The organism is Azospirillum palustre (assembly GCF_002573965.1).
In the GTDB taxonomy this organism is placed as follows: domain Bacteria; phylum Pseudomonadota; class Alphaproteobacteria; order Azospirillales; family Azospirillaceae; genus Azospirillum; species Azospirillum palustre.
This window is the reverse complement of the sequence record NZ_PDKW01000039.1, coordinates 271,615-282,942: the sequence shown is the minus strand read 5'-3', so window position 1 is coordinate 282,942 and position 11,328 is coordinate 271,615. Positions and strand designations below refer to the sequence as shown.

At 71.9% G+C, this 11,328-nt stretch carries 10 protein-coding genes; 1 reads left to right on the top strand and 9 read right to left on the bottom strand.

The window, feature by feature from the left end:
- Window positions 1-5: 5 nt before the first annotated feature.
- The 9 genes from CRT60_RS07450 to CRT60_RS07410 form a co-directional block, all read right to left on the bottom strand.
- Window positions 6-908, bottom strand: a complete 903-nt coding sequence (locus CRT60_RS07450) for a DotU family type IV/VI secretion system protein (protein WP_244592343.1) — start codon at window positions 906-908, stop codon at window positions 6-8.
- A gap of 16 nt (window positions 909-924) precedes the next feature.
- Window positions 925-2,268, bottom strand: coding sequence for a type VI secretion system baseplate subunit TssK (gene tssK, locus CRT60_RS07445; protein WP_098735797.1), 1,344 nt, complete (start codon window positions 2,266-2,268; stop codon window positions 925-927).
- 27 nt (window positions 2,269-2,295) lie between these two features.
- Window positions 2,296-2,745, bottom strand: a complete 450-nt coding sequence (locus CRT60_RS07440; RefSeq protein WP_098735796.1) for a hypothetical protein — start codon at window positions 2,743-2,745, stop codon at window positions 2,296-2,298.
- A complete protein-coding gene (locus CRT60_RS07435) occupies window positions 2,745-3,554 on the bottom strand; it encodes an SPOR domain-containing protein (RefSeq protein ID WP_244592342.1) in 810 nt (269 codons plus the stop codon). The genes CRT60_RS07440 and CRT60_RS07435 overlap by 1 nt, the downstream gene beginning before the upstream one ends.
- A gap of 256 nt (window positions 3,555-3,810) precedes the next feature.
- Window positions 3,811-4,392: an SPOR domain-containing protein gene (locus CRT60_RS07430; protein ID WP_244592341.1), complete on the bottom strand. Its 582-nt coding sequence runs from the start codon at window positions 4,390-4,392 to the stop codon at window positions 3,811-3,813.
- Window positions 4,389-4,988, bottom strand: coding sequence for a lytic transglycosylase domain-containing protein (locus CRT60_RS07425; protein WP_098735793.1), 600 nt, complete (start codon window positions 4,986-4,988; stop codon window positions 4,389-4,391). Before CRT60_RS07425 ends, CRT60_RS07430 begins: the two co-directional genes overlap by 4 nt.
- Complete coding sequence (locus tag CRT60_RS07420) at window positions 4,985-7,045, bottom strand: PP2C family protein-serine/threonine phosphatase (protein ID WP_098735792.1); 2,061 nt, start codon at window positions 7,043-7,045, stop codon at window positions 4,985-4,987. Before CRT60_RS07420 ends, CRT60_RS07425 begins: the two co-directional genes overlap by 4 nt.
- Complete coding sequence (locus CRT60_RS07415) at window positions 7,042-8,970, bottom strand: hypothetical protein (protein ID WP_098735791.1); 1,929 nt, start codon at window positions 8,968-8,970, stop codon at window positions 7,042-7,044. The genes CRT60_RS07420 and CRT60_RS07415 overlap by 4 nt, the downstream gene beginning before the upstream one ends.
- A gap of 3 nt (window positions 8,971-8,973) precedes the next feature.
- Window positions 8,974-9,750, bottom strand: a complete 777-nt coding sequence (locus tag CRT60_RS07410) for a hypothetical protein (RefSeq protein WP_098735790.1) — start codon at window positions 9,748-9,750, stop codon at window positions 8,974-8,976.
- 158 nt (window positions 9,751-9,908) lie between these two features.
- Between CRT60_RS07410 and CRT60_RS07405 the strand changes: the two genes are divergently transcribed.
- Complete coding sequence (locus CRT60_RS07405) at window positions 9,909-11,324, top strand: tetratricopeptide repeat protein (protein WP_098735789.1); 1,416 nt, start codon at window positions 9,909-9,911, stop codon at window positions 11,322-11,324.
- The last annotated feature ends 4 nt before the right edge of the window (window positions 11,325-11,328 follow it).

Genomic DNA, 11,328 nt, shown 5'->3' with positions numbered 1-11,328 from the left:
CCGGCTCAGCGCGTCACGCGGACGGACGCCTGCATCACCGCGTCCGCCGCACTCGACAGGTTCGCGGTCGTCACCCACCACATCGCCTGACCGATCACCAGCCACGCCCCGGCCAGGGCGGCCAGCACAACCGGCCAGCGCACGCCGCGCGCCAGCGTGCGCATCTGACCGTCGGTCATGGTGTGGGCGTACGCGGACGGGATCAGCGTGCGTCCGGCCGGCAGCAGGCCGGGGGCAAGCTCGGACTCGCGTCCGGCGATGAATTCGAAAAGGCGGGCGGAGATGCTGCGCAGCTGCACGGCGCCGCCGGGCTCGCGGTAACGGCCCTTGAAGCCCAGCCCCAGCAACAGCAGGTACACGGCGGCGAGCTGCGACAGCCGGCGGTCGTTGCTCGCCAGCAGCGCCTCCATGCGGTCGAACACGCGCTCGCCGGCAAGCCGGGTGCGGAACAGCGCCTGTTCCAGCAGCGCGGAGCGCCAGATTTCCCGCCCGCTCCACTCCACGTCATGGATGAACAGGTCGTCGGCCAGCGCCGCCATGGCGTATTGCGCCTCGCGGTACTGGCTGATCATCAGCTCGGTGCCGGTGCGGGCGACCTGCGCCGCCTGGGCTTCCAGAAAGTCCTGCAGGCGGCGGATGACGATCTCCGCATCGGGTTCGAGCGACAGCGCCGGCGGGGCCCCCACCCCGCCCATCCCCGGCCGGGCCGCGAAGCCGGCCGGCGCATGCATGGCCGACAGGGCGAGCACGTCCTCGTTCAGGAAGGCCGGCAGGCTTTCGGTCGCCTCCGCCCCGGAACCGGCGGCGGCAGCGGCAGCCGGGCGGCCGGCGCGGATCGCCGCGCGGTGCTGCTGGATCTCGCGGGCGAAGGCGAGGAAGTGATCGACCAGATCCCGGCGGTGAAGCATCGTGCCAATCCTCAGCTCAGGCCGTGACGAACAGCGTGATCTCGGCGGGCCGGAAGCGGCTGCCGATGCTGTCGGGGTTCCAGATTTCCAGCCGTTCGCCGGGGACGATGTAGCGGGGATCGACCACCACCTCGAACGGCACGACGCCGCGCGGTGCGGCGACACCGGATTCGCCGCTGTCGTCGAGCGCGATGCGGTCGGCACCCTTCACCCGCAGGCCGGAGAGCGTCTCCAGCTTGGAATGGGAGGCGACGATGCAGTTCTCCATCCAGGCCGCGACCTCGCCCACGGTCGCGGCGGCCGGGCCGCGCACGCCGATGACCAGGCGGCCCTTCAGCCAGGCCTCCTCCATCACCAGACCGAACATCCCGGCCTCGAAGGTGAAGGGGATGCGGGCGACGCCCTCCTTGACCCGGTCGATCATGCGCAGGATGAAGTCGCGCACCTCGCCATAGGCCGACATCGGGTCGTCATGGTCATAGCGCGACAGCTTGGCCGGCACCGCGCCGTTGGCGAAGGCCGAGAGGTGGCCGGCCAGCGTGCACAGCGACAGGTAGACGTCGAAGGGATGGCAGACGCCGACGGCGAGCTGCGCCTCCAACGGCGGCAGTCCGGTGACGAGGCTGCGGATTTCCGTGCGGGCGGCGTCGGCCAGCTCGGTGGCGGCGTTGCCGGTGCCGACGCCGGAGCGTTCGGCCAGGAACAGCGCCTTCTCCCGCACGCGCCGCACGATCTCGCCGCCCAGGCGGCCGAGCGCCGAGTTGGCGGTCACCGACAGCGTCGGCGGCACGAAGTCGGTCAGCACGAAGGCGTCGTTGCGGAAGGTCGCCTGGGCCACCGGCATCGACACGAATTTCTGCGGCGGCTTCTGGTTGGGGCCGGTGGTGGCGAACAGTCCCAGGCGCGGGCGCAGGCGGGCGATGGCCACCTCCTCGCCGCCGTTCAGGTCGGGAACCGGGCGCCCCTCCACCGAGAGGAAGCGCGAGATCTCGCCGGGACCGGGCGCCCGGTCCGCCAGCGCCTGCGGGACGACCAGATGGATGGTGATCTGCGTCTGGCCGACCGGATCGGCATAGGCGGAGATGTCCACCTCCAGCGGCTCGGTGCTGTCGCCGCCATGATGGACGATCAGCCCGTCGGGCATGATCGCCTCCAGCTCGCGGATGCGCACCAGACCGGACACCAGATTGACGCGGTCCACCTGGAAATGCACGACGCCCCAGTGGAAGGGGCGGGCATGGCCGGCATGGTAGGTCAGCAGCCGTTCGTTGCGCAGGGCCTGCTGCTGGAAATGCTGCGGGGCCAGCAGCATGCCGTCGTGCCAGGCGATGGCCTCGGGAATGTCGCGTGCCTCGGTCATGCCGGCCTCCGGTGAATGGCGGAAACGTCAGGGAGCAAGTTCGACATCCTTGTCGCCGACGGAAAGGGAAAGCGTGCGCGTGTCGGGCACGCGCAGGCGGTGCGGTCCGGGGGTGGCGTAGTTGGCGTAGACGAGAATCGCCCAGGCCGCTTCGCGGTCCGACGGAAGCTGGGCGTCGAGCTTCTGGCCGGGCACCAGCTCCCAGCTCGCGATGTCCAGGGTCGAGGGATGGTCGCGCCGGTACTGCTCGCGCTTGGCGAACCAGTCGGCGGCGGTGAGGGCGGTGAGCTGATCGACCAGCGCCTTGTCGCGGATCGACACCACGTCGATGGCGACCGGCGTGCTGTCGTTGGCGGCGGGCGCCACGGTGAAGGACACGGTGTTCAGCCAGGCCGCCGGCTTGTCGGCGCAGGCGCCGAGAAGCAGAAGAAGCGCCAAGGGGATGGCGAGGGCAGCATGGGAACGTCGAAGGGACATCAGGACCGTCCTCCCGGCTCGGCTAGGGTGACGACGGTTCCGGCGACGCCGCTGGACCGCTTGATGGCGTCCGCGGCGGCGGTCGCCTCGTCGGTGGTGGTGAAACGGCCGCTGCGCACGGCGTAGGGCGTCGTGGCCCCGCCGTCGGGCGCATAGGACACGGCGGCGGAAACGCCCCGCTGGCCGGCGGCGTCGGCGAAGCTCTCGGCATTGGCCTGGTTGGCGAAGCGGCCCAGCTCGACCGCGAAGCTGCGCACGGGGGCCGGATCGCCCGCCTTCGCCCCTTGCCCCCCTTGGCCTTGTCCTTGCCCGGTCACCTGATCGAGCCCGTTGAAGAGGCGTTCCTCGACGCTGTTCTCGACGCCGTAGGACAGCTTGCTGCGCGCCTGGAAGGAGGCGCGGTTCACCGACTTGGCCACCGGAGCGGCCATCCAGGAGGGAAGGAAGCGACCGGCGGCGGCGAGCGTGCCGTGGGCGACCGGGTCCAGCACACTCTCCGCCACGCCCGAGACGGTGTCCGCGGCATGGTCGGCGGTGCCCTTGATCGCCTGTTCGGTCTCGAACCGGCGCGAGATGGCGCTCATGCCGACGGTGTCGGCGACACCGGCAAACCGCCCTTCGCCAGCCGGTGCGGCGGCAGGAGCGGCGCCGGATGGGGCACCGGGGCCGGCGGCGACCTGCGTGGCCGGCGCCGGCCCCATCGTCGCCACGGCGATCCCGACGCCCAGCAGCACGGCGACAACCATGAGCACGACAACGCCGATGGCCAGCCCGGCCACCTGTCCCCGCCCCAGCGTAATCGTCGTCATCGCCATCGCATCCCGAGCGAAATCCTGTTCCGAGAGCCCGTCGGCCCGGATCGTGGCAATTGAAGCATCAAGCCGCCGGAATCACGCCCTCTGTCTGGTTCGTTCTGGCGTAGTCCGCGGGGGTGGACGGGCCGCTGTCCCGAAGGCCTATTTCCGGCATGGGCGAAAGTCCGCATCCCATGCGTTTCCGCGGGGTTGGGGCATACATCCAATGTGGAGCATTCAACGTCCGCGGCAGGTTGCGGACGGCCGCCTGTCACGGAGCGGCGGCAGGAGCACCGGGGAATGTCTCGCCGACCACCACGCCGCCGATCCCCGCCACCCGCTCATACTCCGGCCGGCGGGCCTCGGCTTGCCACAGATCGGCGAAGCTGCCGGCGCGCACGCGCAGCCAGGACCGTCCGCCGGCGTCGACCGTCTCGACGATGGACATGGGAAGGCCGCGGTCCTGCATCACCCTGGCGAAGGCCTTCGCATTGTCGGGCGAGCGGAAGGCGCCCAGCTCGACGGCATAGACCGTGCTGCCCTTGGCCGTTGCCGCCGCGGGCCTCACCGGGATGTCGGGCGGCGGGGGTTCCCCAGGGGCGCCCTTCGCATCCTTGGCATCCTTCCCGTCCGCGGCCTTCGTTCCGGCAGAGGCGTTGGCAGGGGTGTTCGCGGGCGCGCCGGCAGGAGCGGTGCCGTTGGCCGCCCCAGCGGTCCCCCCTGCCGGCGCCGGACCGTCCTTGGAGGCTTGGGCAGTGACGCCCGGAAGCCCGCCGCCGGCCAGATAGTAGCCGCCGCCGAACGCCACCACCAACAGCAGCAGGACCAGCACGGCGAGGAGGAGCTTCTTCATCGCCCCTCCGCCGAGACGGTCCGGGCAGCGGCGCACAGCCCGTCCATCGCCGAGGTCCCGCGCTGGTAGCCGAGACGGACCCGCCAGCCCAGAACCCGGCACAGGTAGACGTCCTGCGCCTGGGTGTTGCCGGCGCCGGCATGGTAACGGCGCACCGCCTCGGTCCAGGAGCCATGGCGGTCGTAGAGCAGGCGCAGGAAGGCCGCCGCGTAGGCGACGTTGGTCGCCGGGTCGAGAATATCCTCGCCGAAGCGGAAGGCGCGCGCGTGCCAGCGTGTGTGCACCTGCATGCAGCCGACCGCCATGTCGAGGCGCAGCGACCCCGCCCCGTCGTCCATCAGCGCCAGGGCCTCGCCGCGGCTTGCCGGGAAGGCCGGGGCACCGCCCAGGTTCAGCGCCCAGGGCCAGGTCGCGCCGCCGCGGCCGGATTCGGTCATGCCGATGGCGTGCAGGATGCCGGTGGGGATGCCATAGGCCGCCTCGTTCGCCGCGAAATAGCTCTCGCACGGCTGCTGCGCCAGCGCGGCCCCGGGGAAAGCGAGCAGCGCGACAAGGGAGAGCGCCGCCGCGGCGCGGGCAAGCAGGCCGGCCGTCATACCCGCACCCGCACGGCGAGGCAGGTGCGGTCGCGCGCCATCGGAACGGTGCGGCCGCCGGCATGTTCGAACAGCGCCGCCTGCACGGCGGCGACCGTGCTGTCGGCCGAAAGGTCGTCGAGGCCGCTCAGCACATCGCCCATGTGGGTGCGGCCGAACGGCACGTCGAAGCGGTTGGTGCCGTCGAGCAGGCCCGAACCGCACAGAACCAGCGTGCTCGGCACCGGCAGGTCGAAGGCGGTCTCGGCGACCGTCAGGCCGGGATCCAGCCCAAGCGGCGCATTCTCCGCCACCGGCAGATCGACGACATCGCCCAGGCGGCGGGCGAGGAACGGGGCCGGCACGCCGGCGCCGGCGAAGACGAAGCGGCGATTGCGCAGGGTCACCACGCCCATCGCCAGCCCGATCCGCAGCCCCGCCGCATTGTCGGCGGCAAGCAGGCGGTTGGCGCCGGTCAGGCAGGCCCCCGGACCGAGCCCGGCGGAGGCCAGCGCGCGCACGGCGGTGCGGGCGGTCACCGTCATGAAGCCGCCGGCCAGACCGCCGCCCGACACCTGGCCCAGCAGAACCACCAGCGTGTCGTCGTCGGCCAGGAAGAAGTCGTAGAAGCTCCCGTCGAACTCCGCCGCCGGCAGCAGCAGGCCGGCCGCCGCCAGATCGGGGCGGGCCGGCAGGCCGCCGGGCAGGATCGCCTCCTGCATGCGACGGGCGATCTCGAACTGCTTTTGCAGTTCCACCAGTTCGGTCTTGGTGTCGAGCGAGGCGCGAAGCTGCACGACCATGCCGTCCAGGGCGGCGTGCTGGCTGCGCACACGCTCGGCCATCACCTCGAAGGCGACCGCCAAACCGCCCGCCCCGTCACCGCCCGCCCCGTCGCCGCGGCCGGTGACGGACTCGATGCGGTCCAGATCCCCCAGCAGTTCCACCCGGCCCTGGTCGGGCAGGGTTTCGGCCATCCGCAGCATCTGCTTGCGGATGAAGGACTGCTGACGCAGCCAATGGCGGCCACGCCGCGCCTCGGCATCCTGGAGGGCGCGGCTGCGGTTGCGGAACACCTCCACCGTGCGGGCGAGCCGGCCCGCCTCGTCGCTGCGCTCGGCGCCCAGCACCGCCACGTTGGTGTTGCCGTCGGCCAACGCCGACAGCGCGGAAAGCGATGCGTGGATCGGCGCCAGGGAACGGCGGAAAAACCACTCCAGCCCAAACAGGCTGGCCGCCAGCACGGTCATCAGCACCAGGATGGCGCTGGTGTCGAACAGGCTGGTCGCCATGTCCTCCAGCGTGGATTCGCGCGCCACGACCAGCGCCAGCGTGTTGCCGCCGGCAGGATCGGCGAGGCGAAGGGTGCGGACCTCGAAGCTGCGGCCGGATCGGTGGACCTTGGCATGGTCCCCGCCACCGCCTCCCCCCAGGGACGGCTGGACGTCCTCCCAGGGCAGGGCGCCGGCACGGTCGTAAAGCGCGCCGTTGCCGTCGACAAGATAGGCCGAGCCGCCAAGGACGCGGGCAAGCACCGTGAGGCTCGGCTGCACGGTGCGCAGCGTGAGGACGACACGGTCGGCCGGCCGCGTTTCGCCGAAGGGTGCTGCCACCATGTGCTGCACGGCACCGCCGACGACGACCAGGCCGGTGTAGGCATCGTTCTGCGCCAGCACCTGGGCGACCCGCCGTTCGTCGATGAGGCGCTTTTCGGCCGGCGCCGGCACCGATATCAGCGGCTGCCCGACGCTGTTGACCAGCGCCGCCGAGGAGAAACCGAGCAGCGGCAGCCGGGCCGCCGCGGCCTGGCCGTTGTTGCGGTCCATCGCCGCGACCAGCAGCGGGTCGGCCGCCGCCCGCTGCATGACGATGGCCTCCTCCTCCATCAGGCTTTCCCAAAGCCGCTGGGCGACGCGGGTCTCCTCCGCCACACGGCGTTCCGCGGTGCGGTCCCCCCACAGCACGGCGAACAGGACCGCCGTGGCCAGCACCGCCAGCACCGCGCCGGCGGCGAAGACGAACATCCGACCGCCCAAACCGGCACCCGTAGTGCCGGCTCCCATAATGCCCATCCTCATGCCGCCGCACTCCCCTCCGCCGCGGCGGCCGGCACGGACCGGCGGTCCAGCAGGACGCGCCGCAGCGCCAGCGCGATGGGCGGCAGCAGGGCGACCGTCACCACCAGCCCGGCCGAGGCCGCGGCGACGCCGGCATTGCCGCCAAGCAGCAGCGGCAGCCCCATTCCGGCCAGAAGCGCCATCGCTCCGCGCAGCGCGACCAGACCGCCATTCTCGCCGCCCGCCGCCAGCGCGGCATGCCCGGCACCGAGCGCGGCGGCGACGGCCAGCGCCGAGCCCGGCCCGGCCGCGGCGGCCCCCAACGCCAGCGCGCCGGCCGCCAGGGCGGTGGCGGACAAGGACAGCAGCACGGCGGCCGCCGGCCGGGGCGAGAGCGCCACCACCGCAATCGCCGCCAGCCACGCGGCACCGCCATGGAACCAGATGAACTCGGCGCCCTGGCGGACACCGGGGGTGCCGGCCACCTGCGGCATGGCGGCGTAGGTCAGGGCAAGCCCGGTGACGAGCCACAGCGACCAGCCCTTCGGCGCGGGCCGCCCGCCGCTCCACCAGCGGTCGAGGGTGAAGATCTGGCGCAGAATCAGGGGAGCCCGGCGCGCCGACGCGACACGCTCCACGCGCAGGGCGACCAGCAGGCCGATGGCGGCCGACAGGGCGCCGATGCCCATGACCGGTCCGGTGCCGATGCTCGCGGTGCAGAGGATGGAAATCCCGGCCCCGGCGACCAGCCCCCCGGTGGCCGACACCCCGAGATCGGCGCCGAGCGTGTCGAGGATCGGGCGGACGGTCTGGACCGACAGGCCGGCGCCGATGCCGCCCAGGACCGCCGCGGCGAGCAGCAGGTCGCGGCCGGGGTCCGACAGGGTGGTCACGCCCCAGGCCGCCAGCGCGGCGAGCGTCACCGCCAGCCCGTACCGCCCGACGACGCGGGCGAAGGGTGCCGCGAGCGCGATGCCCAGCGCCGTCGCCGCCAGGGCGGTGTCGAGGGGCAGGCGTTGGGCGGCGACGCCGGCGAGGATGGACAGCGCCACCGCGGCGAAGAAGACGACGGCATGCGGCAGCGGATTGCCCGCGACGGGCGGCAGCGCCGCGAGCCGGTCGGGCGAGAAGCGGCCCAACCGCTCGATGCGGGCGATCAGCGGCTCGACCTCCGCCGCCGCATCCGGATTGAAGCTGAGGTCGCGCACCTCGGTCAGGTAGGCGTGCGCGCGGGCAAAGCGGTCATTGACGCCGATCACCAGCCGGTTCATCTCCGCCAGCAGGCCGCCGATCAGGCTCTGGTCCACCGGCGGAGCGATCCGGTCATAGACGCGCCGGGCCACCACCGCATCCAGCCCGCTGGCGTAGCCGAGCGGCGCGACCAGCTGCGTGTGCACGAGCATGCGGAGAAGCAGAGACCCGCCCGTCAGCGCGATGGTCAGCGCAACCGCGAAATCGATGAGGATGCGCCGGGTGTTCGCCGGCTGGGCCAGGGCCTTCCGGCCGAGGATCACCTCACCGGCCTGCGTCGCCCCGGTCCGCAGGGGATAGCGCTGCACCGACAGGTGGAAGGCCGACCAGTCGGTCTCGGCAGCGGACAGGCGGGCCGACAGGTCCGGCCGACCCGTGGTCGCCTTCTGGAACAGCGTCTTGCCATCGGCGTCGGCGATCAGCACCAGCTCGATCTCGGGAACGATGTCGGAGAGTTCCTCCAGATAATCGTCCATCCCGGCCAGACGGTTCAGCGGCAGCCCGAGGCCGAGCGCCTTTTCGAGGTCCTGCACCAGCGCCTGCCCGACGATGTCGGTGCGTGTGGCGGTGCCGCGGTCGGCCAGATTGGCGGCACCGACCAGCGCCGCCGCCAGGGTGGCGATCCACGGGATGACGACGACCGCGACCAGCAGGGGGACGAAGCGGCGGACGGGGTGCTCGGATCCAAACAGCATTGGTTATGCTCCCGACGTGCCGCGGGGGGGCGCATCGTCGATGCGCGCCGCCTGTTCCTCGGCCTGCTCCAGACCGTGCAGGACGACGCCGAGAGCCTGCCCCGCCGGGCGCGTCCCGGCGCTGGCGGGCTCCGCCCCCATCAGCCTCTGGCACTGCGCCTCATAGAATGCCTTTAGCTTCAAAACGGAACGATGGGTCTCCCCGACCAACAGACGGGTGCCCAACGCCGCCAGCACGGCCACCAGGATCAGGAACACGAGGGTGACCGTCGCCGTCTCGCGCAGCGCCGTCAGCACCTCGACCCGCGCATCCTCCTGCGCCGCATGGCCGAGAATGGCGCCGCCCACCGCGCCCAGGGCATCGAGGACCGGCACGCCGATGACCATGCCGTCGCGTCCCTCATGGCTCCACGGATCCGCCGGAGCGGCTGCGGCGATGCCGATCCACGAGGCCGGAACCGTCGCGCCGACCATCTCCCGCGCTGTGCTGAAAAGCACCGTGCCGCGCGCGTCGACGACATGCAGCGCCACGCCGCTGCCGACGCCGGTCGCCAGTTCGATGCGGCGCTGGAGGTCGGTCTGGTGGGCCAGCGGAATTCCGATGGTGGCGCGTTCCGCCGCCGCCGCGGCGACGCGGTTCGTCAACGCCGAGAGCCGCGCGGCGATCTCGCTGGTGTGAGCCTCGGCCACCGCGTTGTGGAAGGCGAACAGGGTGAAGACCTGACCGCCGACCGCGCAGAGCCACAGGACGAATGCAAGACGCCCGAAACCGAAGAGCATGGCTGGCCTCCCGGTTCGGCTATAGCCGGATTCCAGCGCCGGAGCGCCTGAAGATTGGCCCATGTTGGTTCGATCTGCTTTTGCGGCGGCATCGGGGGTGCGGTATGCCCTTTGTCACGGCATAGGCCGGATATCAGTCTTTCTCGGAGGGGACCGCCATGGACGAAGCGTCCGCCGCAATGGCGCCGCCGGGCGTCGCCGGAACGCCCTCCCCCGGTCATGCCCCGTCTCTCCAGGCCGCCTCATTCCAGGCCGGCGAGATCCCGGATGAGATCCGGGCGAAGGTGGAGGACGGCACGGCCCTGCTCCGCCAGGGGCGCTTCGCCGAGGCGGCCGATCTGTTCGGCGACGCCATCGCCGCGCGACCCGACTGGCCGATGCCCTACAACAACCTCGCGGTCGCGCTGCGCGGCATGGGCCGGCTGGAGGAGGCGCTGCTCGCCTGTGCCGCCGCGCTGCGCCACCGCCCCGACTATCCCGAGGCCTTCGCCAACCTCGCCCGCATCCTGCTGGCCCAGAACCGCTACCGCGACGCCGCCCTCGCCGCCGAGGAGGCGGCCAAGCTGCGCCCGGACCACTCGGCGATGCATGCCCTGCGCGCCATGGCCCTGTTCAAGGACAAGGCGCCGGCGGAGGCCCTGCCCGTGTGCCGCGCCGCGCTCGCCCTGGATCCGGCGGGCACGGAAGTCCTGGCGGTGCAGGCCCAGGCGCTGGACGCCGTCGGCCGGTCGGCGGAAGCCCTGTCCGCCGCGCGCCGCGGGGCGGCGCTCGACCCGTCGCGGCGGGAATCGCTGATCGTGCTGGGATCGCTGCTGGTGAACCGCAATCACCGCGACGAGGCGCTGGAGGTGTATCGCCGGGCGATGGAGCTCAATCCGGACGACACGGTTCTGGCCCATCTCGTCCATGCCATCGCCGGGACGACCTCGGCCAAGGCGCCGGAGGCCTATGTCGCCAACGTGTTCGATTCCTATGCCGACCGTTTCGACGAACATCTGGTCAAGACGCTCCAGTACAAGGCGCATGAGATCGTCGCCCGCACCGCGGTCGCGGCCCTGCCGGCGGCATTTTCAGCGGATGGCGGTGCGCGGATCCTCGACATCGGCTGCGGCACCGGCCTGTGCGGACCGATCCTGCGCCCGGCGGCATCCCGGCTGGTCGGGGTCGATCTGTCGGCGCGCATGCTGGACAAGGCGCGCGACCGCAGCCTCTACGACCTGCTGGCGCAGGCCGAACTCGTCCAGTTCATGACCGGCACCGACGAACGTTTCGATGCCGTCGTCAGCGCGGACGTGCTTTGCTACATCGGCGACCTGACGGAGGTGTTCCGGGCGGCGGCAGGCGTGCTGGCTCCCGGCGGGCTGCTCGCTTTCACGGTGGAGCGGCAGGAGGAGCCGGGATACCGGCTGACGCCGAGCGGCCGCTACGTCCATGGCCTCGACCATCTGCGAAGCAGCGCGCGCGGCCTGTTCCGCGCCAGGACCATCGACAACGTCATCCTGCGCACCGAAGCGTCGGTTCCGGTCCACGGCTATCTCTGCATGTTCCAGCGGCTTCCTCATGCCGTGCATTGACCGG